The organism is Pseudomonas sp. TE31087 (assembly GCF_057284075.1).
Genome location: NZ_JBXVNN010000001.1, coordinates 1,431,818 through 1,454,533, shown reverse-complemented (window position 1 = coordinate 1,454,533; position 22,716 = coordinate 1,431,818). Strand labels below are relative to the sequence as shown.

The following is a 22,716-nucleotide window of genomic DNA, read 5'->3' as shown; positions in this document are numbered from 1 at the left end:
CCAAGGCCCCCCAGCCTGCGGCGCCGCCCCTGAGCGGAGTCGCAGGCCATGTCCCAGGCATTCGATACAGATCCACTGGACCCATCGCGGGGCAAGCCCGCTCCCACGCAACTGGCTACGGACTCGTGGGAGCGGGCTTGCCCCGCGATTGCTGGCTACCCCCGCGATCTCCTGACCCAGGCCCGCCAGCAAGCCGGCGAAGAGCGCCTGCTGGCCTGTCTGGAACGCCTCGCCGGTGACACGCCCGCCACCTTCACCCAGCGCCTGGCCGCCACCCTGCATTACCCGGCACTCGCCACCCAGACCCTGTTCGCCTGCGCCCCGGCCTTCGACCAGGTCAGCCTGGCGCAATGCCTGAAGCGTGAATTCGCCCTGGTCGAGTATGACGGCGAGCGGGTTGGCGTGTTCGCCGACCCCTTCGACAGCGCCCGCCTGGCCTGGATCGACGACTGCCTGCAGGGCGCGCCGCTGTACCTGGTTCACGCCGCCGACCTGGCCGCGTTCCTGGCCCGCCACGAAGAGAGCTTCCACGCCGTCGACGCCCTCGGCCACGACGCCGAGGCCGGTGGCGAGGCCGACCCGCTGCAGCGCCTGTCGCTGACCAGCATCAGCGAAGACCAGAGCCGGGTGGTCAAGCTGGTCAACTCGACCCTGTACGACGCCCTCAAGCTGCACGCCAGCGACATCCACTTGGGCATGACCGGCCAGGGCCTGACCATCAAGTACCGCATCGACGGCGTGCTCAACGGTGCCGGCAAGGCCAGCGGCAGCGCCTTCGCCGAGCAGGTGATCTCGCGCATCAAGGTCATGGCCGAGCTGGACATCGGCGAGAAGCGCGTGCCCCAGGACGGGCGCTTCAAGGTGGCCATCGGCGAGCGGCAGATCGACTTTCGCGTCTCGATCATGCCGAGCATCTTCGGCGAGGACGCGGTGCTGCGGGTGCTGGACAAGCAGGACCTGTCCGACCAGGTCAGCGGCGTACAGCTGCAGGCGCTGGGTTTCGAGGAGCACACCCTGCGCGCCCTGCGCCGCCTGGCCAGCGAACCCTACGGCATGATCCTGGTCACCGGGCCCACCGGCAGCGGCAAGACCACCACGCTGTACGCCATGCTCAGCGAGATCAACCACGGCGTCGACAAGATCATCACCATCGAAGACCCGGTCGAGTACCAGCTGCCCGGCGTGCTGCAGATCCCGGTCAACGAGAAGAAGGGCCTGACCTTCGCCCGCGGCCTGCGTTCGATCCTGCGCCACGACCCGGACAAGATCCTGGTCGGCGAGATCCGCGACCCGGACACCGCGCAGATCGCCGTGCAGTCGGCGCTCACCGGGCACCTGGTGTTCACCACCATCCACGCCAACAACGTGTTCGACGTGATCGGCCGCTTCAGCCAGATGCAGGTCGACCCCTACAGCTTCGTCTCGGCGCTCAACGCCGTGCTGGCCCAGCGCCTGGTACGCCTGGCCTGCCCGCATTGCGCGGTGCCCTGCGAGCCCGACGACGAACTGCTGGCCGCCTCGGGCCTGGCCCGTGACGCGGTGGCCGGCTGGCGCTTCGTGCGCGCCCAGGGTTGCGGCCAGTGCCGTGGCAGTGGCTACCGCGGGCGCAACGCCATTGCCGAGCTGCTGCACCTGGACGACGACCTGCGGCAGATGATCGTCGAACGCCGCCCGCTCGCGCAAATCAAGCAGCTGGCCTGCCAACGCGGTCTGCGCCTGCTGCGTGCCTCGGCCCTGGACCTGGTCCGCAACGGCCGCACCACACTCGAGGAGATCAACCGTGTCACATTTATCGCCTGATCGGTATTGCGCCGTACTCGGCGCCGAGGGTGTCGGCCTGGGCCGCTGGCACGGTCATCAACACCAGTGGCTGGGCAGTCGCGCCTTCAACTGCGACGCCGCCCAGCCGGCCTGGGCCGCGGCCCTGGAGGCCCTGGCCGGCCTGCTCGACGAGCACCCGGCACGCGGCGCGCAACTGCGGGTGCTGCTCTCGGCCCGCTACAGCCGCTTCTGCCTGGTGCCCTGGAGCGACGCCATAGGCACCCCGGGCGAGCTGGACAGCTACGCCCGGGCCTGCTTCGAACATCTCTACGGCCAGGCCCTGGACGATTGGCGCATCGTCCTGTCGCCGGAGCCGGCAGGCGCCGCGCGCATCGCCACCGCGCTGCCCGAGGCGCTGCTCCAGGGCCTGCAGGCCCTGGGCCGGGAAAGCCGGCTGAGCCTGCGCTCGGTGCAGCCGTACCTGATGGCCGCCTACAACCGCTGCTCGGCACAGCTGGCCCAGGGCGACTTCCTGTTCGTGCTCGCCGAGCCGCGCCGCAGCGTGCTGCTGCTGGCCGCCGGCGGCGCCTGGCAACAGGTGCTGGCCCAGGGCTGCGCCGACAGCGACCAGGCCCTGCAGGCGCTGATCGAGCGCACCTGCGAGCTGTACGGCGAGCAGCTGCCGCGGGTGTACCTGCACGCGCCGGGACGCACGGCGGCCTCGCAGCTGGCGGCGGTGCAGCTGTGCGCGCCTTGCGCCGAGGCCGACCCGCTGTGCGCCATGTGGCGGGCGGTGGCCTGACATGCGCCGCCTCGACCTGGAATTCCAGCCCCGTCACAGCAGCCCCCTGGCCTGGTCGCTGCTGGCCCTGGGCGGCGCCGTGCTGGCGGTGCTGGTGCTGGCCCAGCAGCAACTGGTGAGCGAGCAGGTGGACCTTGAAGGCCGCGTGCACCAGCTCGAACTCAAGCTCGGCCGGCGCCCGGCCACCGCCGCCGTGCAGAGCAGCGCGGTGATCCGCGAGCAGGCCGAGCGCCTGGCACAGATGCGCAGCGTCTCGCAGCAGCTGCAGCGTCCCTGGCAGCAACTGTTCGCCATGCTCGAGGCGATGCCACAGGAAGACGTGGCGTTGCTCAGCCTCACCCCAGACGCACGCAAGGGCCAGGTCCGCATCAGCGCCGAGGCGCGCAACCTCGAGGCGATGCTGCAGTACCACCAGCGCCTGGAGCGCAGCGCCGAGCTGTCCGACGTGTCGCTGCTCAACCACGAAGTGCTGGCCGGGCAGGCCGAGCATCCGGTGCGTTTCAACCTCACCGCCACCTGGGAGACCGGCCATGCGCGTCCCTAGCCTGATTGTCCACGAAGCGCTGCGGCGCCTGGGCCGGGCAGGGCTGGCGGCGCTGCTGGTTGGCGCCCTGGCGCTGGCCATCGCCCTGGCCGGGGTGCTGCCGCACTGGCAGGCGGTGCGCGAGCTGCGCGCCAGCGAGGCCGATGCCAGCGCCCAGGTGCAGCGCCTGGCGCGCGGCGAGCTGAAGGTCCAGGCCCGGCCCGAGCAGCAGGCCCTGGACGAACTGCGCCAGCAGTTGCCCGGCCAGCCCCAGGCCAGCGAGCTGATCGAGCGCCTGTACCACCTGGCCAGCGCCGAGCGCATCAGCCTGTCCCGCGGCGAGTACGCCCTGGGGGTGGACCCCAAGACCCAGCTGGCGCGCTACCAGATCGTCCTGCCGGTGCGCGGCAGCTACCCGCAGATACGCGGCTTCCTCAAGGCCCTGCTCGGCCAGTTGCCGACCCTGGTGCTGGAAGACCTGGAGCTGCAGCGCAAGCGGATCGGTGACCGGGAACTGACCGGTCGTGTGCGCATGACCCTTTACCTGTCGAGGTCGTGATGAACACTCAGCGTGCGGTGACGTGGGCCGGGTTCCTGGGGTTGAGCGCCGCGCTGGCGTGGGCACCGGGGCACTGGTTTGGTGTGGAGGAGGAGGTTGGCCCGATCGCGGGGCAAGCCCGCTCCCACGCAGCATCCACGGTCCCGGTGGGAGCGGGCTTGCCCCGCGATGAGGCCACCAGCCCTTCACACGACCTGTTCCCCAGCCAGCAATGGACCCCACCCCAGGCCCTGGCCACCGTCACCGAGCAACCCGTGGTCAGCGCCCCGGTGGCCGCCGCGCCCACCGCGCCGACGCTGCCGTTTCGCTTCATCGGCCGCATGGGCGAGCGCGACGACCTGCAGATCTTCCTGCAGAGCGGCGACAAGCTCTACGTCGTGCGCCAGGGCGACGTGATCGATGACACCTACCGTCTGGACCACGTCTCGGCCACCGAGCTGAGCCTGGTCTACCTGCCACTGCACCAGCCACAGACCCTGTCTGTCGGGAGCGCACCATGAAATCGTCGAAGTTGTGCAAGCCTGCGCCGTTCATGCTCCTGGCCCTGTGCGTGGCCATCGGCGGATGCGGCTCGAGCGCCGCGCGCAAGGACAGCCAGGAACTGATCAAGGAAGGCCAGTACGAGGCCGGGATCGCCCGCCTGGAAGAGGCCCTGCGCGAGGACCCGCGCGACACCGAACTGAACATCGCCCTGGCCCACGGCCGCCAGGCCGCGGTCGAAGCGCTGCTGACCCAGGCCGACAGCGACCGCGTGCGCCACGACTTCGCCGGCGCGCGCATGGGCTACGGCCGGGTACTGACCATCGAGGCGAACAACCGCCGCGCCCAGGAAGGCATCCGCCAGCTGGAGCTGATCCGCACCCTCGACGATCGCGTCGCCCTCGGCCAGGCGGCGTTGCGCCAGGGCGACCTGTTCGGCGCCGAGCGCTACATGCACGAGGTGCTGCGCCTGGATCCGCAGAACCAGAAAGGCCAGACCCTGCGCAGCGACATCGAGAACGTCCAGGCGCGCACCGCCACGCCGTATCCGCAGCTGCGCAGCAAGCTGGAGCGCCCGGTCACCCTGGAGTTTCGCGATGCAGACCTCAAGACCATCTTCGAGGTGCTGGCCCAGGTTGCCGGGATCAACTTCATCTTCGACAAGGACCTGCGCCCGGACATGAAGGCCACCATCTTCGTGCGCGAGGTGCGCATCGAGGACGCCGTGGCCCTGCTGCTGGAGCAGAACCAGCTGCGCCAGAAGATCGTCAACGACAACACCCTGCTGATCTACCCGGACTCGCCGCAGAAGACCAAGGACTACCAGGAACTGGTCATGCGCACCTTCTACCTGACCAGCATCGACGCCAACACCGCGCTGAACATGGTCAAAACCATGCTCAAGACCCGCGACGTGTTCGTCGACGAGCGCCTCAACACCCTGACCATGCGCGACACTCCCGACGCCGTGCGCATGGCCGAGAAACTGCTGCAGTCCCAGGACCAGTCCAACCCCGAGGTGGTGCTGGAGGTGGAGGTGATGGAGGTGGCCACCTCGCGCATCCTCGACCTTGGCCTGCAATGGCCCAACACCTTCGGCGTGCTGACCAGCGACGGCAAGTCGGTGAGCGTGCTCGACCAGCTGCGCGGCATCGACTCCAGCCGCATCAGCATCTCGCCGGCGCCGCAGGCCAAGATCAACGCCCAGGACAAGGACATCAACACCCTGGCAAGCCCCGTGATCCGGGTCAGCAACCGCGAGCAGGCGCGCATCCACATCGGCCAGCGGGTGCCGATCATCAGCGCGACCTCGGTGCCCTCGACCCAGGGCCCGGTGATCACCGAGAGCGTCACCTACCTGGACGTCGGCCTCAAGCTCGAAGTGCAGCCCACCGTGCACCTGAACAACGAGGTGGCGATCAAGGTGGCGCTGGAAGTGAGCAACGCCACGCCCCTGGAGGCGACCCGCCAGGGCACCATTCCGGTCCAGGTCGATACCCGCAACGCCCAGACCAGCCTGCGCCTGCATGATGGCGAGACCCAGGTGCTGGCCGGGCTGGTGCGCAACGACCACAACGCCAGCGGCAACAAGATCCCGGGGCTGGGTGACATTCCCGGCCTGGGCCGGCTGTTCGGCAGCAACAAGGACGACATGAGCAAGTCCGAACTGGTGCTGGCGATCACCCCGCGCATCGTGCGCAACCTGCCGTACCAGAGCCCGTCGGACATGGAGTTCGCCACCGGCACCGAGTCGGCCCTGCAGGTGCGCCAGCTGGCCCAGCCGGTGCCGGCCAGCGCGGTGCCCACCGAGGTGCCGGGCAGCGAGTCGCAGGAGGCGCCGCTGGTGGAAGGGCAGATGGCGGTGGTGCCCGCCAGCCCGAGGCCACGGCCATGACACGCCGCCAGCAGGGCTTCAGCCTGATCGAGGTGGTGCTGACCCTGGCGCTGCTCGGGCTGCTCGCCAGCATGGCCGCGCCACTGACCGAGACCGTGGTACGCCGGGGCAAGGAGCAGCAACTGCGCGAGGCCCTGTACCAGATCCGCGACGCCATCGATGCCTACAAGCGCGCCTTCGACGCCGGCTACATCGAGAAGCGCCTGAACGGCAGCGGCTATCCACCGAACCTGCAGGTGCTGGTGGACGGCGTGCGCGATGTGCGCAGCGCCAAGGGCGCGAAGTTCTACTTCCTGCGGCGCATCCCCCACGACCCGCTGCGCGCCGCCAAGGCCGACGACCAGGGCGGCTGGGGCCTGCGCGCCTACGACAGCGCGGCCGACAGCCCGCGCGAGGGCGAGGACGTGTTCGACGTCTATTCCACGGCCGCCGGCAAGGGCCTCAACAACGTCCCCTACGGGCAATGGTGACGGCGATGAAACCGAGCAAGGGCTTTACCCTCATCGAACTGCTGGTGGTGATGGCGATCATCGCCACCCTGATGACCATCGCCATGCCGCGCTACTTCAACAGCCTGGAGGCCTCCCGCGAGGCCACCCTGCGCCAGAGCCTGGCGGTGCTGCGCGAGGCCCTGGACCACTACTACGGCGACACCGGGCACTACCCCGATTCCCTCGATCAGCTGGTGGAGCAGCGCTACCTGCGCAACACACCGGTCGACCCGATCACCGAGCGCCGCGATGCCTGGCAGCTGGTGCCGCCGCCCGAGGGCGTGGCTGGCGGGGTGGCCGACATCAAGAGTGGAGCCAGCGGGAGGGCGCGTGATGGCAGCCTCTATGCCGAATGGTGAAACCGGCTTCACCTACCTGGGCGTGCTGCTGCTGATCGCCGTCAGCAGCGTGGCCCTGGCGGCCACCGGCCCCCTGTGGGCCACCAGCGTGCAGCGTGAGCGCGAGCGCCAGCTGCTGTGGGTGGGCGGCCAGTATGCCCAGGCCCTGCGCAGCTACTACCGCGCCTCGCCGGGCCTGGCCCAGTACCCGCAGGAGCTGGGCGAGCTGGTGGAGGACAACCGTTTTCCATCGCCGCAGCGCCACCTGCGCAGGCTCTACCCGGACCCTGTCGGCGGCGGCGAGGAGTGGGGCCTGCTGCGCGCGGTCGATGGCCGTATCACCGGGGTGTACAGCCGCTCCGAGGCCGCGCCGCTCAAGCGCAGTGGCTTCGACGCCCAGTGGAGCGCTTTCGAAGGGCTGGAACACTACAGCGACTGGCAGTTCGTCGCCGAGCAGGCCTTTGCCGAGAGTGCCGGCGGCGCCCGTCAACACGCAGGCCCGGGAGAGGCGCCATGAAACGCCTGGCCACGTTGCTGTGCCTGTGCCTGGCCCTGCTGCAGGGTCAGGCCCGGGCGGGTGCCGAGGACGAGATGATGGGTTTTATCGTCGACAACACCATCTCGCACATCGGCCACGACTTCTATCACGCCTTCAGCGACCGGCTGCGCGCCACCAGCCGGCTCGACTTCAACCTGGTGGTGCGCGAACGCCCGGATGCCCGCTGGGGCAGCCTGGTGACGGTGGAATACGAGCGCGAGGTGCTGTACCGGCGTTTCCTGCCGCCCAACACCACGCAACTCAACGACGAGGCCATCGCGGCCGCCGACCTGGTCAGGCAACAGATCATCCAGCGCAAGCTGCAACGACTGCTGCAGGACACAACCGATCTGGAGAGGGACGAGCTATGAGCACCCATCTTGCACGACGCATCGCCGCCTGCCTGCTGGCTGCCGGCCTCGGTGGCCAGGCCCTGGCCACCGAGTTGGTGTACACCCCGGTCAACCCGTCCTTCGGCGGCAACCCGATCAATGGCACCTGGCTGCTGAACAACGCCCAGGCGCAGAACGACTACGACGATCCCGACCTCAAGGACCGCAGCTCGGCATTCGCCGGCACCTCGGCCCTGGAGCGCTTCAGCAACCAGCTCGAGTCGCGCCTGCTCGGGCAGCTGCTGGACAACATCAGCAACGGCAACACCGGCAGCATGTCCACCGACGCCTTCCTGATCGACGTCATCGACGACTCGGGGGCGCTGAGCATCAAGGTCACCGACCGGGCCACCGGGGAAGTCTCGATCATCGAGGTCAGCGGCCTGAACCCCTGAGAGGGACGGGTCTTTACTGGGGAGAGAACGCCATGAAACGCCTGCTGAGCACACTGCTGGTCCTCGCCGCCCTGGGTAGCCTGCCAGGCTGCGGCCTGCGCGAGCCGATGCCCGCCGAACAGGACCCCGAGACCCCGACGCTGACGCCGCGGGCCTCGACCTACTACGACCTGGTCAACATGCCTCGGCCGCGCGGGCGGCTGATGGCGGTGGTGTACGGTTTCCGCGACCAGACCGGGCAATACAAGCCGACCCCGGCCAGTTCGTTTTCCACTAGCGTCACCCAGGGGGCGGCGAGCATGCTGATGGACGCGCTCAATGCCAGCGGCTGGTTCGTGGTGCTGGAGCGCGAGGGCCTGCAGAACCTGCTGACCGAGCGCAAGATCATCCGCGCCTCGCAGAAGAAGCCCGACGTCGCGGAAAACATCCAGGGCGAGCTGCCGCCGCTGCAGGCGGCCAACCTGATGCTCGAGGGTGGCATCATCGCCTACGACACCAATGTGCGCAGCGGCGGTGAGGGCGCCCGCTACCTGGGCATCGGCCTGTCCCGCGAGTACCGGGTCGACCAGGTCACGGTCAACCTGCGGGCGGTGGACGTGCGCACCGGCCAGGTGCTGGCCAACGTGATGACCAGCAAGACCATCTACTCGGTCGGGCAGAACGCCGGGGTGTTCAAGTTCATCGAGTTCAAGAAGCTGCTCGAAGCCGAGGTGGGCTACACCACCAACGAACCGGCGCAGCTGTGCGTGCTGTCGGCCATCGAAGCCGCGGTGGGCCACCTGCTGGCCCAGGGCATCGAGCGGCGGTTGTGGCAGGTGGCGGGGGATGGGGCGGGGGACAAGGCGGTGCTGGACAAGTACCTGAGTCAGTATCAGCAGCCGTAAGTCGAGGTTACGCGCTTGCCTGTAGGAGCGGCCTTGCGCCGCGAAAGGGCCGCACAGCGGCCCCGGGATTTGCGCGCTAATGCAAAGATCGGCGGGGCTGCTTTGCAGCCCTTTCGCGGCACAAGGCCGCTCCTACAGGGGAAGTGCATTGCGGGGGGATCCTGGGTCCGGCCTCTTATCGTAGCGTTGCCGAGCTTGAACTATCGCCGGCATGTTCGACTCCGCCCAATGCGCCAGTTGTTCCACCGTGCCACCCAGTGTCGCGCCCAGTTCGGTCAGGGCGTATTCGACGGTGGGCGGCACGGTCGGATGCACTTGGCGTTCCACCAGGCCATCGCGCTCGAGCTTCTTCAGGGTCTGCGACAGCACCTTCTGCGAGACCCCGGCGATATCCCGGCGCAGCTGGTTGAAGCGCACCCGCTCGCCGGCGCTGAGGCGGTCGATGAGCAGCAGCACCCATTTGTCGGCCAGCCGATCGAGCACCAGGCGTGCCGGGCAGTTCGGGGCAAAGACGTCGTAGGCCGGGCATTCGCGGTAGTGGGCCATGGGTTACTCCAAGGTAATCAGGTGAGTGAAAAGTGCCTTCTTGAGCGCTTGCTCGGGGCTGGTTAGGCTGTTGTCCATGGTTCGCGGCCGCGCCATGCCCCCTTGTAAACGCACTGAAGGAAATCAGGATGAACACCGAAACCAAGGCTTCGGCGCTGCGTGCCGCCCGCTGCATCTCCATGCTGCTGCTGACGGCGGCGGCCAATCTGGGCAACGCCAGTGAGCTGGTGACGCCGGCCACGCTGGTGGTCGACCAGAGCCTGCCCGAGGCCCAGGCGCAGCAGCAGATCCTCGCCGCCCGCCGCTACGACACCTTCTGGAACACTGGCGACGAGGCCATGGCCCGCGCCGCGCTGGCCGCCGACTTTCGCGACAACACCCTGCCGCCGGGGCGGGTGCAGGGCGTCGAAGGGCCGCTGGAGGCTTCCCGGACATTCCGCGCGGCAGTGCCGGACCTGCGCTGCGAGGTGCTGCAGATGATCGTCGCGGGCGACCGGGTTACTGCGGCGCTGCGCTTCACCGGCCATTTCACCGGCACACTGGGCGAGCACCGGGGCCAGGGTCAGGCCATCGACTTCATCGCCATGGACATCTATCGCATCGCCGATGGCCGCATCGCCGAGGACTGGCATCTGGAGGACAACCTGGCGTTCATGCGCCAGGCGGGTCTGGTGGGGCTGTAGGAGCGGCCTTGTGCCGCGAAAGGGCCGCGAAGCGGCCCAGCAATATCTGCCTTGAGGCTGAGATCCCGGGGCTGCTGCGCAGCCCTTTCGCGGCACAAGGCCGCTCCTACAGGTTGGGCCTGGCCTGCGATCAGCTGAACACCCGCGGCGGATTGACCGGCGCATCGCCCTGGGCCAGGGTCCAGCGGGCGATGTCGTCCTTGCGCATGAACGCCACCCCGGCATGGCTGCGGGCATAGGCGAAGAACTGGTCCAGCGCCCGCACCACGGTGGGCGTGCCGCCGATGCGGTCATGGGCCGACAGCGACATCAGCCGGCGGCGCTGGCGGCCTTCGGCGTACAGCACGTCGAATTCGTCCTTGAGCTCCTGCAGCAAGGCGGCGCCGGTCATCGCCGTGGACCCGGCGATGCGGCCGATGTCGTTGTTGCGCAGGGTGTAGGGCACCACGGCGAACGGCTTGCCGCGCACCGGGGTGATCGACGGCTCGTCACAGGCCAGGTCGTCGATGTGGTAGAGGAAACCCAGGTCCTGGAGGATATTCAGGGTCTCGCGGGAGTGGCGCATCCAGAACGCGTTGAAACCCAGCGGACGTTGCCCGGTGACGCGCTCGATGATGGCGCTGGCCTGCTGGTACTGGCGGCGCTCCTCGGCGGGCGTCAGGCTGTACTGGGGCGCCCAGTGCAGGCCGTGACCGGCGGCTTCGTGACCACGCCGGACCACCTCGGCCGCCAGCTCCGGGTAAGCTTCCACGGCCTTGCCGACCATGTGCGAAGTAACCTTGATGCCGTGCCGGTCGAACAGCGCGAGCAGGCGCGGCACGCCTTCCAGCGGGCCGTAGCGGTACCAGCTGGGGGCGATGGTGTCGGGGTAGCGTGGGTCCAGGGGCGGGAAGGGGCTTTCGGCATGCTCCGGCTGCCCACCCGATTCGAACTGCAACGACACCGATATCACCAGTTGCGCGCCGTTGGGCCAGAACGCCTTGCCATCGCCGCTACCTGGCGTCGTCCCGTTGGTGCTGCCTGGCTCGCTCGCCAGTGCCGCGCCCGCCGCCACGGCGATGCCGCCGGCAAGGGTGCCTTTCATGAAGTCTCTTCTGCTGGTCATCGGTTCGCTCCTGAGTGCGTGGGTTTCGATGCCGGGCAGTGTAATTAGCGAGAAAATCGCTAATAATCAGCCGAAAGACAAAATCATATTTCGGAAAAGTCGAAAGCCATGCTGGATCAACTGGCGTTGTTCCTCACCATCATCGAAAAGGGCAGCCTGTCGGCGGCGGGCCGTGAGCGCGGGTTGTCACCGGCCACGGTGTCCGAGCGCCTGTCGGCGCTGGAGGCGCATTACGGGGTGACGCTGCTGACCCGCAGCACCCGCTCGCTCAGCCTGACCGACGCCGGTCGGCTGCTGGCCGACGGCGCCCGGCGCTTGCTGGCCGAGGCCGACGAGCTGCAGAGCCAGCTGCGCCACGGCCAGCAGAAGATCTCCGGGCTGGTGCGCCTGAGCGCCCCGGTGGACCTCGGCCAGCACTGCATCGCGCCGCTGCTCGACCGCTTCCTTGCCGAACACCCCGAAGTGTCGATCGACCTGGACCTGACCGATGGCTACGTCGACCTTGTCGGGCAGGGCATCGACTTCGCCGTCCGCTACGGCACATTGGCCGACAGCTCCCTGCGCGCCCGGCCCCTGGGCGACAACCGCCGGGTGGTATGCGCCGCGCCCGAATACCTGAGTCGGCACGGCACACCACTGCACCCGGACGACCTGGCGCGGCACAACTGCATCGTCATGCGCTTCGGCATCCACACCGAGCGGGTATGGCCGTTTCGCCTGGGCGCGGCGGCCTATCCGGTCAGCGTGCGCGGGCGGCGGGTCGCCAACAACGGCGAGCAGGTGCGGCGCTGGGCACTGGCCGGGCATGGCCTGTGCCTGAAGTCGCTGCGCGATGTGCGCGATGACCTGGACAGTGGCCGGCTGGTGGAGGTGCTGGGCGAATTCAGCGCCGGGCAGGTGGCGCTGCAGATCGTCTATCCGCCGACTCGGGTGCAACCGAGGCGGGTGCGGGCGTTGATGGAGGCGATCGTGGTGGAGCTTGGGGCGGGGTATTTGTAGGAGCGGCCTCGTGCCGCGAAAGGGCCGCAGAGCGGCCCCCGGATGTCAGCGTTGACGCAAAGATCGCCGGGGCCGCTACGCGGCCCTTTCGCGGCACAAGGCCGCTCCTACAGTAGATGGACAGTGTCCTGGCTGAACTATAGTGATGAGCGGCCAATGCGTGATGACAAGGGACTTCGATGGCAGCAGCCAGGAAACACACTGATGACAGCGTCTTCGCGGTGACCGGCGAGGGCCGCGCCGTGTCGTTATTCCGCCTGGTGCTGGGTTTCATGGCGGTGGTGATGCTGGCGTTCGTGCTGATCGAGGGCTGGCGGATCTGGCGCGAGTACCGGCAGGCGTTCAGCGACGCCGAGAACGCGGTCACCAACCTGGCCAGGGCCACCGCCCAGCACGCCGAGGACGCCATCCGCCAGGTGGACGCGATCACCGCCGTCCTGGCCGAGCGCCTGGAAGGCGATGGCTTCGCCCATGTCGATCGACCGCGCCTGCACGCCCTGCTCAAGCAGCAGGTGAAAATCATGCCGCAGTTGCACGGCCTGTTCGTCTACGGCGCCGATGGCAGCTGGATCGTCACCGACAAGGACGCCGTGCCGCCGGGTGCCAACAACGCCGACCGCGACTATTTCATCTACCACCAGACCCACGCCGGTCACCAGGTGCGTATCGGCTCGGTGGTGCGCAGCCGTTCCACGGGCGACCTGATCATCCCCATCTCGCGGCGCCTGGACCTGCCCGATGGCCGCTTCGCCGGGGTGCTGCTGGGCACCATCAAGGTCGACTGGTTCGTGCGTTACTACGGTGATTTCAAGATCGATGAACGTGGCGCCCTGGTGCTGGCCAAACGCGACGGTACCATCCTCGTGCGCCGGCCGTTCGTCGAGCAGGTCATTGGCCGCAGCCTGGCGGGCAGCGAGATCTTCCGTCTTTACCTGCCCTACGCCAGCGAAGGCGTGACCGAAGCGGTGGCGGTGGTTGATGGCACCACCCGGTTGTATGCGTTCCGTGCGCTGTCCAGCTACCCGCTGGTGGTACAGGCGGGCTTGTCCCGCGAGTCGATCGTCGGGCCCTGGCGGCATGACATGATCAAGTCACTGGCCGTGCTGGTCCTGCTGCTGGTCGGCCTGGCCGGCTTCGGCTGGATCGTCCTGCGCCAGTTGCGCGAGCGCATCGCCATCGAGCGCGCACTGCACCAGGCCCACCAGACCCTAAAGGCGCTGGCCCTGAGCGACAGCCTGACCGGTTTGGGCAACCGCCGACGCCTGGACGCGGTGTTCGAGCCGGAGATCCGCCGGGCGCGGCGCCAGGGTCGGCCGCTGGCCCTGGTGATGCTCGACCTGGACTACTTCAAGGCCTACAACGACCGCTACGGCCACCCGGCGGGCGACCAGTGCCTGCGGCGTTTCGCCGAGCTGCTGCGCCAGGCGCTCAAGCGCCCGGGGGACCTGGCGGTGCGCTATGGCGGCGAGGAGTTCACCCTGTTGTTGCCCGATACCGATGGCCAGGGCGCCAGCCAGATCGTCCAGGAGATCCTGCAGCTGTTGCGCCGGCTGGCCATCGAGCATGCCGGCAGCCCGCTTGGGCATGTCTCGGCCAGCGCCGGCATCGCGGTGGGCGCGCCAACGCTGGAGACGGTGACCCCGGAGAACCTGATGGCGGCGGCGGATGCGGCGCTCTATGAAGCCAAGCGCCAGGGGCGGGATCGCTACTGCCTGGCAGCCAGTGTGGAGCAGCATCCGGCGCATTGAGGTCGCAGGAGTCGCCCAGGCATTACTAGCGTTGTGCGGGCATTCGTGGGAGCGGGCTTGCCCCGCGATAGCGTCCGGTCAGGCAATGAAGGTGCCTGGTCAGGCCTCATCGCGGGGCAAGCCCGCTCCCACGATAGGTCCCCGTCGGGGGGGTTACTCCACCTCGACCAGCACCCCATCACGGCCAAGCCGATAACGCTGCAGGTCCCGGGCCAGTGTCAGGTGCCCGTTGTAGTGCGCCAGCGCCTCTTCGCGTACCTCCTCGATGGAGCCACCACGCCCGCCGCCGGACTGGTAGCGGGCGCTGAAATGCGTCAGTACCAGGTTGTTCACCCCCGCTGTTTCGGCGAAGCGCGCCACCGCGGCGGCGGTGCTGTGGCCGAAGCTTGCCTGGGCGCGTTCGACCACTGGCTGGGTGAAGGTGGCTTCGTGGACCAGCACATCCACGTTCGCCGCCAGCGTGCTCAACAGCTCCGGGCGGTCGTTGTCGCCGCAGACGATGATCCGCTGCGCCGGGCGCGTCGGTTGCAGGTAGGCCTGCGGGTCGAGCTGGCGCCCTTCGTGCTCGACAGTCCTGCCACGGGCCAGTTGCCCCCACAGTGGCCCGGCGGGGATGCCGTTGGCCTGCAGGCGCTGGGTGTCCAACCGTGGCTCTGGGTCACGTTCCTCGAACACGAAACCGTAGGACGGCACCCGATGCGACAGCTCGACCACGCCAATCTGCACATTGCCATGTTCCAGCCCGGTGAAGGTCTCGACCGGCTGCATTTGCAGCTCGAAGGGCAGGTAGGTGTCACTGACCGCCAGGCTCTGGCGTACCCAGGCCTGCAGGTCGGCCGGTAAAACCAGCTGCAGTGGCTCCTTGCGCCCCGACATGCCGGCGCTGGCCAGCAGCCCCGGCAAGCCGAAGCAGTGGTCGCCGTGCACATGGGTGATGAGGACGGCGCGCAGGTCGCGCACCGACAGCGGGCTGTGCAGCAACTGGTGCTGGGTGCCTTCGCCGCAATCGACCAGGTACCAGCCGGTGCCTGAGGATTCGATGACCGCGGTCGCACTGACGTTGCGGGCCTTGGTGGGCACACCGGAAGAGGTGCCCAGAAACTGCAGGTCCATTGCCTGGCTCCTTGATTCGATGTTGTTGCGACCCCGCAGGGCGGGGCGCGCGGAGGCTAGCATGGTGCTGCCGGAGGGGCCAGTGCTGCTTCCTGCTGTTACCGGACCGCTCCCAACATCGAGCTTACGCGTTACCAGGCCGGACTAGTAGACACCGCCCTGGGCGCTGGCAGCGGCCCCGTCCTTGAACTTGCCCGCCAACGTCTGCAAGCCGCGCATCAGCACCGTGGTGTCGACCCCGACCGCGACGAACGCCGCGCCCAGTTCGATGTACCGGCGCGCCAGCGCCTCGTCGGCGCTGAGGATCCCAGCCGCCTTGCCGGCACGGCCGATGCGCACGATGGCGTCGTCGATGGCCGCCTGCACTTCGGGATGCCCCGGGTTGCCCCGGTGGCCCATGGCGGCGCTGAGGTCGGCGGGGCCGATGAACACGCCATCGACGCCTTCGACGGCGCAGATCGCGTCGAGGTTGGCCAGGCCTTCGCGGTTCTCCACCTGCACCAGCAGGCACATCTGTTCGTCGGCCTGGTCCAGGTAGTCGGGCAGGCTGTTCCAGCGCGACGCTCGTGCCAGAGCGCTGCCGACGCCGCGCACGCCGTGGGGCGGGTAGTGCATCGCTCGCACCAGCTGGCGTGCCTGCTCGGCGCTTTCGACCATGGGCACCAGCAGGGTCTGCGCGCCGATATCCAGCAATTGCTTGATCAGCGCGGTGTCGCCGATCACCGGGCGCACGATGGGTTGGGCCGGGTAGGGCGCCACCGCCTGCAACTGGCCGAGCAGGCTGCGCAGGTCGTTGGGCGCGTGCTCGCCGTCGAGCAGCAGCCAGTCGAAGCCGGCATTGGCCGCCAGCTCCGCGCAGTACGGGTCGGCCAGGCCGAGCCACAGGCCGATCTGCGCCTGGCCTGCGCACAGGCGTTGTTTGAAGGTGTTGATGGGCATGTCCATGGGCGGTCCTCGTTGAGCGTGTGGGGTCGCAGGTACACTGTGGGAGCGGGTTCACCCGCGAATGCGATGGTGATGCTGATGATGCTTTCGCGGGTGAACCCGCTCCCACGGGAATCTCTGCTGTCTGGGCAGGCGTCAGACGAATCGGCAGGCGATCGAACCGAGTTGATCGTAGTCGACGTGGAAGGTGTCGCCAGGCCGGGCGGCCACCGGGCGGGTGAAGGAGCCGCCGAGAATGATCTGGCCGGCTTCGAGGCCCACGTCGTATGGCGCCAGCTTGTTGGCCAGCCAGGCCACGCCCTTGGCCGGGTGGTTGAGCACCGCCGCCGACACGCCGGACTCCTCGATCACGCCGTTGCGGTACAGCACCGCCGGCACCTTGCGCAGGTCGACGTCGCCCGGGCGCACGGCGCGACCGCCCATGACCACGCCGGCGTTGGCAGCGTTGTCGGAGATGGTGTCGAACACCTTGCGGGTGGCACCGCTGAGCGGGTCGACCTGCTGGATGCGCGCATCGATGATCTCCAGGGCCGGAATCACCCACTCGGTGGCGTCGAGCACGTCGAACAGGGTCACGTTCGGCCCCTTGAGCGGCTTGCCGAGGATGAACGCCAGCTCCACCTCGACCCGGGGCACGATAAAGCGCTCGAAGGGAATGTCGCTGCCTTCGTCGAACAGCATGTCGTCGAGCAGCGCGCCATAGTCCGGCTCGGTAATGTTCGAGGAGACCTGCATGGCCCGGGAAGTCAGGCCGATCTTGTGGCCGACCAGCTTGCGGCCGTCCTTGATCTTCTGCGCCACCCAGGCACGCTGGATGGCGTAGGCGTCCTCGATGCTGATCGAGGGGTGTTCCAGGGAGAACTGGCCGACTTGTTCGCGGGTGCGTTCGGCCTGGTCGAGGCGGGCGGCGGCTTGCTGGATGATGCGGGCGTCGAGCATGGAGACCTCAGGGCTGACGGGTGAACAGGGGATGCAGGCTGCTGTGCTTGGCGTCGTACACCTGCGCCTGGCTTTCATCGATCTGCAGGGTCAGCCCGACCGGGCGACGTTCCAGCAGCGCGTCCAACTGCCGACGCAGCACCGCCAGCAGCGCATCGCCGACCTGCCGGTGCACTGTGGCGCTGCGACCGCTGCCCATGCGCAGGTTGGCGTAGACGAAGCCGTAGTCGCCACGACCATCGGCGATCGCCGCGTGGGCGGCCGGGTAGGCCAGCACGCGGGTGCCGCCGGTGGGGAACACCTGGCGATCATGTTCGTCGCGCTGGGCGAGCATGCAGTCGGCCAGGGCGCGGCACAGGCCGGGCATATCGGCGTCGGCTTCGATGTCCGGGCTGTAGAGCAGGACCAGATGAGGCATGACGGTACTCCTTACAGGCGGCTGGTGGCGGTGACGCCGGCCGGGTTCGAGGCCTGGGCGGCGGGGATCGCGCTGCCGTCCTGCGGGGTGACCGGGAAGATCGCGTTGATCTGGCCGGTGCCGGAGGAGCCGAAGTACGGCGTCACCACCTCGGCCTTGGCGTCGTACTGGGACCAGCCCAGGGCGCCGAGCAGCATGGCGGTGTCGTGCATGAAGCCTTCGCCGTGGCCCTTGACTGCGTACTCGGGCAGCATCGCGCAGAAGTCGGCCCAGTCGCCGTCCTGCCACATGCGCACCACGCGGTGGTCGAGGGTCTCCAGGAACGGGCTCCAGACCTTGGTGGCAAAGTCCGGGGCCTGGCCGTTCTGGGCGAAGCGGTGCGACAGCGAGCCACTGGCGAGGAAGGCCACGGTGCCGTCGTAGTGGTCCTCGACCGCCTTGCGCATGGCCCAGCCCAGGCGCGCGCTGTCATTGAGGTAGTGCGAGGTGCACAGGGCCGAGACCGAGATCACCTTGAAGTGGCGGTCGGCGTTCATGTAGCGCATCGGCACCAGGGTGCCGTACTCCGGGGCCAGGGTGGTGGCGTCGTGGGCCATGGTCTCCACGCCCAGGCGGTTGCATTCCTCGGCAAGGATCCGCCCCAGCTCGGGGTTGCCGGGGAAGCCGTAGTCCATGTTGGCGATGAAGTGGGGCAGTTCGTTGCTGGTGTACAGGCCTTCGAAATGCGCGGCGCAGTTGATGTGGTAGTTGGCGTTGACCAGCCAGTGGGTGTCGAACACGACGATGGTGTCCACGCCCAGTTCACGGCAGCGCCGGCCGATCTCGTGGTGGCCGTCGATGGCCGCCTGGCGAAAGCCCTGGCGCGGGCCGGGCAGTTCGGACAGGTACATCGAGGGAACATGGGTGATCTTGGCGGCGAGAGCGAGTTTGCCCATGGGAATCTCCTGTGATTGTTGTTGTGGCCGCATCGCGGGGCAAGCCCGCTCCCACAAAGTCGTGGGAGCGGGCTTGCCCCGCGATGGCGTCAGATGCCCCAGCGCGGAATGTGATGGCTACCCATGGATATACACACGTTCTTGATCTCGGCGAAGACCTCGAAGCTGTATTGCCCACCTTCGCGCCCGGTACCCGAGCCTTTCACCCCACCGAACGGCTGGCGCAGGTCGCGCACGTTCTGGCTGTTGATGAACACCATGCCCGCTTCGATGCCTCGGGCCAGGCGGTGGGCCTTGCCGATGTCCTGGGTCCAGATGTACGACGCCAGGCCGTATTCGGTGTCGTTGGCCAGTTGCAGCGCCTCGGCCTCGTCCTTGAACGGGATCAGGCAGACCACCGGGCCGAAGATCTCTTCCTGGGCGATGCGCATCGAGTTGTTCACGTCGGCGAACACCGTCGGCTGGATGAACTGCCCCTTGGCCAGGTGCGCCGGCAGCCCGGCCGGACGCTCCAGGCCGCCGGCCACCAAGCGTGCGCCTTCCTCGAGGCCGATGCGGATGTAGCCGGTGACCTTGTCGTAGTGCTGCTGGGTGATCATCGAGCCGACCTGGGTCTGCGGATCGGTCGGGTCACCGACGACCAGGCGCCTGGCGCGGGCGGCGAACTCGGCGACGAACTGCGGGTATACGCTCTCCTGGATGAAGATCCGGCTGCCGGCGGTGCAGCGCTCGCCGTTGAGCGAGAAAATGGTGAACAGCGCGGCGTCCAGGGCACGGTCCAGGTCGGCGTCTTCGAAGATCAGCACCGGCGACTTGCCGCCCAGCTCCATCGAGTACTTCTTCAGGCCCGCCGTCTGCATGATCTTGCGGCCGGTGGCGGTGCCGCCGGTGAAGGAGATGGCGCGCACGTCCGGGTGGCGCACCAGGGCATCGCCGGCGGTGGCGCCGTAGCCCTGGATCACATTGAGTACGCCATTGGGGATGCCAGCCTCGACCGCCAGGCGTCCCAGTTCATTGGCGGTCAGCGGCGACAGTTCGCTCATCTTCAGCACCGCGGTGTTGCCCAGGGCCAGGCATGGCGCGGTCTTCCAGGTGGCGGTCATGAACGGCACGTTCCAGGGCGACACCAGCCCGCACACGCCCACCGGCTGGTAGAGGGTGTAGTTGAGCATCTGGTCGTCCACCGGGTAGGTGTGGCCGTCCATGCGCGTGCACACCTCGGCGAAGAAGTCGAAGTTGTGCGAGGCGCGGGGAATCAGCACGTTGCGCGTCTGGTGGATCGGCAGGCCGGTGTCCAGGGTCTCCAGTTCGGCCAGCTGCGGCACGTTCTGCTCGATCAGCTCACCCAGGCGGCGCATCAGCCGGGCGCGCTCCTTGGCCGGCGTGTTGGCCCATTTGGGGAAGGCTTGCTTGGCCGCGGCCACGGCCTGGGCGACTTCCTCGGCGCCGCCGCTGGCGACTTCGCCGATGGCTTCGCCGGTGGCCGGGTTGTAGTTGATGAAGGTGTCGCGGCTCTCGACTTCGCGGCCGTTGATCCAGTGCTTGATCATGCTGTTGCCTCGTGTTTTTTGCGGGCGAAGAACTCGGCTTCGCTGACGATTCGGTTGACCAGGCGACCAACGCCTTCTACTTCCACCACCACCTCGTCGCCCGGTACCACGTCGGCCAGGCCTTCCGGGGTGCCGGTGGCGATCATGTCGCCGGGCTGCAGGGTCATGAAGCTGGAGAAGTATTCGATCAGGTAGGGGATGTCGAAGATCATGTCGGCGGTGCTGCCTTGCTGTTTCAGCTCGCCGTTGATCCAGGTGCGCAGCGTCAGCTTCGACGGATCCGGCACGTCGGCGACGTCGACGATCCACGGGCCCACCGGGGTGGTGGCGTCACGGTTTTTCACCCGCAGGTTGGGGCGGTAGTAGTTCTCCAGGTAGTCGCGGATGGCGTAGTCGTTGCACACCGTGTAGCCGGCCAGGTAGTCGAGGGCGTCCTCGCGCCTGACGTTGCGCGCCGGCTTGCCGATCACCGCCACCAGTTCGCACTCGTAGTGCATGTACTTGACGTTGTCCGGGCGCCAGGTGACCTGGTCGTGCCCGGTGTAGGTGCCCGGCGACTTGATGAACGCCAGCGGTTCGGTGGGCGGGGTGAAGGCCAGCTCGGCGGCGTGGTCGGCGTAGTTCAGGCCCAGGGCGAACATGTTGCCGGTGGCCGGTGGCAGCCAGGTGACCTGGTCGGCATGGACCAGGCGGCCATCGGCCAGGCGCAGTTGCTGGTCGTCCTCGACGGTGACCTGATGGACCTGGCCGTCGAACTGGATACGGGCGTGCTTCATGGGGCGAGTCCTTGTTCGGCGACGATGGGGTTGGTCAGCTGGCCAAGGCCGTCGATCTCGACCGTCACCCGGTCGCCGGGCAGCACATCGACGCGGCCTTCGGGGGTGCCGGTGATCAGCACGTCGCCGGCATGCAGGGTCATGAACTCGCTGATCTCGGCGATCAGCCGGGCCACGCCGCGCACGCAGTTGGCGGTGTTGTTGTGCTGGCGCAGCTCGCCGTTGACCCACAGGCGGATGCCCAGCGCATCGGGGTTGCCGACCTGCGCGGCCGGCACCAGCTGCGGGCCGATGGCGCAGAAGCCGTCGCGGCACTTGGCCTTGACCGCCGGACGGTAGTAGCTGTCCTCGGGCAGGCTGAACTCGTTGACGATGGTGTAGCCGGCCACATGCGCGAGGGCGTTTTCGACGCTGATGCGGCTGGCGTCCTTGCCGATCACCACGCCCAACGCGGGGCCGGGTTGCAGGCGCTCGACTGCCGACGGGTAGGTCACCGGGCGGGCATGCTCGTTGCGGGTGTTCGGGGTCTTGATGAACAGCACCGGTTTGACCGGCGGCTGCAGGTACGGCGCTTCATGGAAGGATGCCAGATGCTGCTGCAGCAGGCCCTGGTAGTTCAGGGCGACGCCGAACAAGCTGCCGTTGGCGACCTCGTGCAAGGCACGGCTCATGCTTTTCTCCTGCGGTGATTGAGGCGACCAGGGGCGCCTCGTGGTGTTTTTGTTAATGTGTTAACGTTATATTTAATATGTTAACGATCGTCAAGGCGTCTACCGCTGGCCGGTGGTGCTACGATGGTTTCCCCGGCGCGTTTCACCGCTGCGAGAACAACAATGAAAGAACGACAGCCGATTCCCAACATCAACATCGGTCAGGTGTACGACCAGCGCTATAGCGACAGCGAGGTGCACTACGACCGCCTGGGCAACCTGGCCGGATTCTTCGGCCGCAACATGCCGGTGCACCGCCACGACCGCTTCTTCCAGGTGCACTACGTGAAGACCGGCAGCGTGCGGGTGTACCTGGACGAGCAGCGCTACCACGAGTCCGGGCCGATGTTCTTCCTCACCCCGCCGACCATTCCCCATGCCTTCGTCACCGAGGCCGACGCCGACGGCCATGTGCTGACCGTGCGCCAGCAACTGGTCTGGCAACTGCTGCAGGCCGAGCCTGGGCTGGCGCTGGGGCCGCGGCTGCAACCGGCGTGCGTTGCCCTGGGTCACCTGCAGGGGGCGGCGGCCGGCGAGGTGCGGCGCCTGGAGCAACTGTTCGACCTGCTTGGCGACGAAATCGGCCATGGCCAGGCCGGGCAGGGCACCGCCGTGCAGGACCTGGCGCGCCTGGTGATGATCAGCCTGCTGCGCCTGGGCGCCAATTCGCTGGAGGCCACACCTGCGCGGCACGAGGACCTGCAGCTGTTTCATCGATTCAATGAGCTGATCGAGCGCCACTACCTCGACCACTGGACGCTGCCGGCCTACGCGGCGGCGCTGGGCGTCACCGAGGCGCGGCTGAACGATGTGTGCCGGCGCATGGCCGACCTGCCGTCCAAGCGCCTGGTGTTCGAACGGCTGATGCAGGAGGCGCGCCGATTGCTGCTGTACACCGGCGGTTCGGCCAACGAGATCTGCTATCGGCTGGGGTTCAAGGATCCGGCGTATTTCAGCCGCTTCTTCCAGCGCCATGCGCAGATGACGCCGGGGGAGTATCGCCAGCGCCAGGCGGGATTGCGTTGACATGGGGCGATCAGCTCCGGGCTACAGGCTTCAACTGATCGTGCAACGAAGGCGGCGCCTGGAAAATGGGCGTTTGCCGGGAGCGCTGGTACTTTTCACAGGGGCTGGACAGCACGGGTGAAAATGGTTTTCACTTTATTAATATCTTAATAAAACCAGCCGTTTA

Annotated in this window: 26 protein-coding genes; 16 read left to right on the top strand and 10 right to left on the bottom strand. The window is 67.9% G+C overall.

Annotated elements, in window-relative coordinates; translation table 11 throughout:
• Nucleotides 1-48 precede the first annotated feature (48 nt).
• From ACZ899_RS06605 to ACZ899_RS06550, 12 genes are read left to right on the top strand one after another with little or no spacing between them, the layout of a single operon-like run.
• The gene (locus ACZ899_RS06605; protein WP_234560979.1) at nt 49-1,800 is read left to right on the top strand and encodes a GspE/PulE family protein; all 1,752 of its coding nucleotides are present in this window, start codon (nt 49-51) and stop codon (nt 1,798-1,800) included.
• A complete protein-coding gene (locus tag ACZ899_RS06600) occupies nt 1,781-2,563 on the top strand; it encodes a hypothetical protein (RefSeq protein ID WP_203646728.1) in 783 nt (260 codons plus the stop codon). Before ACZ899_RS06605 ends, ACZ899_RS06600 begins: the two co-directional genes overlap by 20 nt.
• A gap of 1 nt (nt 2,564) precedes the next feature.
• The gene (locus ACZ899_RS06595; protein ID WP_110739465.1) at nt 2,565-3,107 is read left to right on the top strand and encodes a PilN domain-containing protein; all 543 of its coding nucleotides are present in this window, start codon (nt 2,565-2,567) and stop codon (nt 3,105-3,107) included.
• Complete coding sequence (gene pilO, locus ACZ899_RS06590; RefSeq protein WP_232855122.1) at nt 3,094-3,645, top strand: type 4a pilus biogenesis protein PilO; 552 nt, start codon at nt 3,094-3,096, stop codon at nt 3,643-3,645. The genes ACZ899_RS06595 and pilO overlap by 14 nt, the downstream gene beginning before the upstream one ends.
• Nucleotides 3,645-4,145 carry a hypothetical protein gene (locus ACZ899_RS06585; protein ID WP_234560978.1) on the top strand — a complete coding sequence of 167 codons (501 nt, stop codon included), beginning with the start codon at nt 3,645-3,647 and terminating at the stop codon, nt 4,143-4,145. The genes pilO and ACZ899_RS06585 overlap by 1 nt, the downstream gene beginning before the upstream one ends.
• Nucleotides 4,142-6,019 (top strand): secretin N-terminal domain-containing protein, encoded by a 1,878-nt coding sequence (locus tag ACZ899_RS06580; RefSeq protein ID WP_234560977.1) that lies wholly within the window; start codon nt 4,142-4,144, stop codon nt 6,017-6,019. The genes ACZ899_RS06585 and ACZ899_RS06580 overlap by 4 nt, the downstream gene beginning before the upstream one ends.
• On the top strand, nt 6,016-6,489 hold the full coding sequence (locus tag ACZ899_RS06575; protein WP_203646723.1) for a type II secretion system protein: 474 nt from the start codon (nt 6,016-6,018) through the stop codon (nt 6,487-6,489). Before ACZ899_RS06580 ends, ACZ899_RS06575 begins: the two co-directional genes overlap by 4 nt.
• 5 nt (nt 6,490-6,494) lie before the next feature.
• Entirely contained in the window at nt 6,495-6,869 is a 375-nt protein-coding gene (locus ACZ899_RS06570; RefSeq protein ID WP_096050074.1) for a type II secretion system protein, read from the top strand.
• Complete coding sequence (locus ACZ899_RS06565; RefSeq protein WP_234560976.1) at nt 6,844-7,365, top strand: type II secretion system protein; 522 nt, start codon at nt 6,844-6,846, stop codon at nt 7,363-7,365. The genes ACZ899_RS06570 and ACZ899_RS06565 overlap by 26 nt, the downstream gene beginning before the upstream one ends.
• On the top strand, nt 7,362-7,757 hold the full coding sequence (csgE, locus tag ACZ899_RS06560) for a curli production assembly/transport protein CsgE (RefSeq protein WP_203646718.1): 396 nt from the start codon (nt 7,362-7,364) through the stop codon (nt 7,755-7,757). Before ACZ899_RS06565 ends, csgE begins: the two co-directional genes overlap by 4 nt.
• Nucleotides 7,754-8,173, top strand: a complete 420-nt coding sequence (locus tag ACZ899_RS06555; RefSeq protein ID WP_050705917.1) for a curli assembly protein CsgF — start codon at nt 7,754-7,756, stop codon at nt 8,171-8,173. Before csgE ends, ACZ899_RS06555 begins: the two co-directional genes overlap by 4 nt.
• A gap of 32 nt (nt 8,174-8,205) precedes the next feature.
• Nucleotides 8,206-9,057, top strand: coding sequence for a CsgG/HfaB family protein (locus tag ACZ899_RS06550; protein ID WP_186735546.1), 852 nt, complete (start codon nt 8,206-8,208; stop codon nt 9,055-9,057).
• Between the two features lie 132 nt (nt 9,058-9,189).
• Here ACZ899_RS06550 and ACZ899_RS06545 read toward each other — a convergent pair whose 3' ends face one another.
• Entirely contained in the window at nt 9,190-9,603 is a 414-nt protein-coding gene (locus ACZ899_RS06545) for a winged helix-turn-helix transcriptional regulator (RefSeq protein WP_234560975.1), read from the bottom strand.
• 179 nt (nt 9,604-9,782) lie between these two features.
• Here ACZ899_RS06545 and ACZ899_RS06540 point away from each other — a divergent pair, with 179 nt between their 5' ends.
• On the top strand, nt 9,783-10,286 hold the full coding sequence (locus ACZ899_RS06540; RefSeq protein ID WP_234561025.1) for an ester cyclase: 504 nt from the start codon (nt 9,783-9,785) through the stop codon (nt 10,284-10,286).
• Between the two features lie 130 nt (nt 10,287-10,416).
• Here ACZ899_RS06540 and ACZ899_RS06535 read toward each other — a convergent pair whose 3' ends face one another.
• Nucleotides 10,417-11,391: a polysaccharide deacetylase family protein gene (locus ACZ899_RS06535; RefSeq protein ID WP_234560974.1), complete on the bottom strand. Its 975-nt coding sequence runs from the start codon at nt 11,389-11,391 to the stop codon at nt 10,417-10,419.
• 108 nt (nt 11,392-11,499) lie between these two features.
• Between ACZ899_RS06535 and ACZ899_RS06530 the strand changes: the two genes are divergently transcribed.
• Together ACZ899_RS06530 and ACZ899_RS06525 are read left to right on the top strand one after the other, a co-directional pair.
• Nucleotides 11,500-12,390: a LysR family transcriptional regulator gene (locus ACZ899_RS06530; protein WP_234560973.1), complete on the top strand. Its 891-nt coding sequence runs from the start codon at nt 11,500-11,502 to the stop codon at nt 12,388-12,390.
• Between the two features lie 179 nt (nt 12,391-12,569).
• A complete protein-coding gene (locus ACZ899_RS06525; RefSeq protein WP_234560972.1) occupies nt 12,570-14,138 on the top strand; it encodes a sensor domain-containing diguanylate cyclase in 1,569 nt (522 codons plus the stop codon).
• 153 nt (nt 14,139-14,291) lie between these two features.
• Here ACZ899_RS06525 and ACZ899_RS06520 read toward each other — a convergent pair whose 3' ends face one another.
• The 8 genes from ACZ899_RS06520 to ACZ899_RS06485 form a co-directional block, all read right to left on the bottom strand.
• Entirely contained in the window at nt 14,292-15,251 is a 960-nt protein-coding gene (locus ACZ899_RS06520; RefSeq protein WP_234560971.1) for a ribonuclease Z, read from the bottom strand.
• Between the two features lie 144 nt (nt 15,252-15,395).
• Nucleotides 15,396-16,196, bottom strand: a complete 801-nt coding sequence (gene hpaI / locus ACZ899_RS06515) for a 4-hydroxy-2-oxoheptanedioate aldolase (protein WP_234560970.1) — start codon at nt 16,194-16,196, stop codon at nt 15,396-15,398.
• A gap of 135 nt (nt 16,197-16,331) precedes the next feature.
• Complete coding sequence (hpaH, locus tag ACZ899_RS06510) at nt 16,332-17,135, bottom strand: 2-oxo-hept-4-ene-1,7-dioate hydratase (protein WP_203646706.1); 804 nt, start codon at nt 17,133-17,135, stop codon at nt 16,332-16,334.
• A gap of 7 nt (nt 17,136-17,142) precedes the next feature.
• Nucleotides 17,143-17,553 carry a 5-carboxymethyl-2-hydroxymuconate Delta-isomerase gene (locus ACZ899_RS06505; protein ID WP_232855110.1) on the bottom strand — a complete coding sequence of 137 codons (411 nt, stop codon included), beginning with the start codon at nt 17,551-17,553 and terminating at the stop codon, nt 17,143-17,145.
• Between the two features lie 11 nt (nt 17,554-17,564).
• Nucleotides 17,565-18,488 (bottom strand): 3,4-dihydroxyphenylacetate 2,3-dioxygenase, encoded by a 924-nt coding sequence (hpaD, locus tag ACZ899_RS06500; RefSeq protein WP_203646703.1) that lies wholly within the window; start codon nt 18,486-18,488, stop codon nt 17,565-17,567.
• Nucleotides 18,489-18,577: 89 nt separating this feature from the next.
• Nucleotides 18,578-20,038 (bottom strand): 5-carboxymethyl-2-hydroxymuconate semialdehyde dehydrogenase, encoded by a 1,461-nt coding sequence (gene hpaE / locus ACZ899_RS06495; RefSeq protein ID WP_234562779.1) that lies wholly within the window; start codon nt 20,036-20,038, stop codon nt 18,578-18,580.
• Entirely contained in the window at nt 20,035-20,814 is a 780-nt protein-coding gene (locus tag ACZ899_RS06490) for a fumarylacetoacetate hydrolase family protein (protein ID WP_232855108.1), read from the bottom strand. The genes hpaE and ACZ899_RS06490 overlap by 4 nt, the downstream gene beginning before the upstream one ends.
• The gene (locus tag ACZ899_RS06485; RefSeq protein WP_234562780.1) at nt 20,811-21,485 is read right to left on the bottom strand and encodes a fumarylacetoacetate hydrolase family protein; all 675 of its coding nucleotides are present in this window, start codon (nt 21,483-21,485) and stop codon (nt 20,811-20,813) included. The genes ACZ899_RS06490 and ACZ899_RS06485 overlap by 4 nt, the downstream gene beginning before the upstream one ends.
• Before the next feature lie 162 nt (nt 21,486-21,647).
• Between ACZ899_RS06485 and hpaA the strand changes: the two genes are divergently transcribed.
• On the top strand, nt 21,648-22,550 hold the full coding sequence (gene hpaA / locus ACZ899_RS06480) for a 4-hydroxyphenylacetate catabolism regulatory protein HpaA (RefSeq protein ID WP_028688922.1): 903 nt from the start codon (nt 21,648-21,650) through the stop codon (nt 22,548-22,550).
• Nucleotides 22,551-22,716: the final 166 nt, after the last annotated feature.

Coding starts and splice junctions, on each gene's coding strand:
- ACZ899_RS06505 (WP_232855110.1), bottom strand. CDS start 17,553: ATGCCTCATCTGGTCCTGCTCTACAGCCCGGACATCGAAGCCGACGCC.
- ACZ899_RS06595 (WP_110739465.1), top strand. CDS start 2,565: ATGCGCCGCCTCGACCTGGAATTCCAGCCCCGTCACAGCAGCCCCCTG.
- csgE (WP_203646718.1), top strand. CDS start 7,362: ATGAAACGCCTGGCCACGTTGCTGTGCCTGTGCCTGGCCCTGCTGCAG.
- hpaE (WP_234562779.1), bottom strand. CDS start 20,038: ATGATCAAGCACTGGATCAACGGCCGCGAAGTCGAGAGCCGCGACACC.
- ACZ899_RS06535 (WP_234560974.1), bottom strand. CDS start 11,391: ATGACCAGCAGAAGAGACTTCATGAAAGGCACCCTTGCCGGCGGCATC.
- ACZ899_RS06545 (WP_234560975.1), bottom strand. CDS start 9,603: ATGGCCCACTACCGCGAATGCCCGGCCTACGACGTCTTTGCCCCGAAC.
- ACZ899_RS06530 (WP_234560973.1), top strand. CDS start 11,500: ATGCTGGATCAACTGGCGTTGTTCCTCACCATCATCGAAAAGGGCAGC.
- hpaI (WP_234560970.1), bottom strand. CDS start 16,196: ATGGACATGCCCATCAACACCTTCAAACAACGCCTGTGCGCAGGCCAG.
- ACZ899_RS06575 (WP_203646723.1), top strand. CDS start 6,016: ATGACACGCCGCCAGCAGGGCTTCAGCCTGATCGAGGTGGTGCTGACC.
- hpaA (WP_028688922.1), top strand. CDS start 21,648: ATGAAAGAACGACAGCCGATTCCCAACATCAACATCGGTCAGGTGTAC.
- pilO (WP_232855122.1), top strand. CDS start 3,094: ATGCGCGTCCCTAGCCTGATTGTCCACGAAGCGCTGCGGCGCCTGGGC.
- ACZ899_RS06550 (WP_186735546.1), top strand. CDS start 8,206: ATGAAACGCCTGCTGAGCACACTGCTGGTCCTCGCCGCCCTGGGTAGC.
- hpaD (WP_203646703.1), bottom strand. CDS start 18,488: ATGGGCAAACTCGCTCTCGCCGCCAAGATCACCCATGTTCCCTCGATG.
- ACZ899_RS06570 (WP_096050074.1), top strand. CDS start 6,495: ATGAAACCGAGCAAGGGCTTTACCCTCATCGAACTGCTGGTGGTGATG.
- ACZ899_RS06580 (WP_234560977.1), top strand. CDS start 4,142: ATGAAATCGTCGAAGTTGTGCAAGCCTGCGCCGTTCATGCTCCTGGCC.
- ACZ899_RS06485 (WP_234562780.1), bottom strand. CDS start 21,485: ATGAGCCGTGCCTTGCACGAGGTCGCCAACGGCAGCTTGTTCGGCGTC.
- ACZ899_RS06520 (WP_234560971.1), bottom strand. CDS start 15,251: ATGGACCTGCAGTTTCTGGGCACCTCTTCCGGTGTGCCCACCAAGGCC.
- hpaH (WP_203646706.1), bottom strand. CDS start 17,135: ATGCTCGACGCCCGCATCATCCAGCAAGCCGCCGCCCGCCTCGACCAG.
- ACZ899_RS06605 (WP_234560979.1), top strand. CDS start 49: ATGTCCCAGGCATTCGATACAGATCCACTGGACCCATCGCGGGGCAAG.
- ACZ899_RS06585 (WP_234560978.1), top strand. CDS start 3,645: ATGAACACTCAGCGTGCGGTGACGTGGGCCGGGTTCCTGGGGTTGAGC.
- ACZ899_RS06540 (WP_234561025.1), top strand. CDS start 9,783: ATGCTGCTGCTGACGGCGGCGGCCAATCTGGGCAACGCCAGTGAGCTG.
- ACZ899_RS06565 (WP_234560976.1), top strand. CDS start 6,844: ATGGCAGCCTCTATGCCGAATGGTGAAACCGGCTTCACCTACCTGGGC.
- ACZ899_RS06490 (WP_232855108.1), bottom strand. CDS start 20,814: ATGAAGCACGCCCGTATCCAGTTCGACGGCCAGGTCCATCAGGTCACC.
- ACZ899_RS06525 (WP_234560972.1), top strand. CDS start 12,570: ATGGCAGCAGCCAGGAAACACACTGATGACAGCGTCTTCGCGGTGACC.
- ACZ899_RS06555 (WP_050705917.1), top strand. CDS start 7,754: ATGAGCACCCATCTTGCACGACGCATCGCCGCCTGCCTGCTGGCTGCC.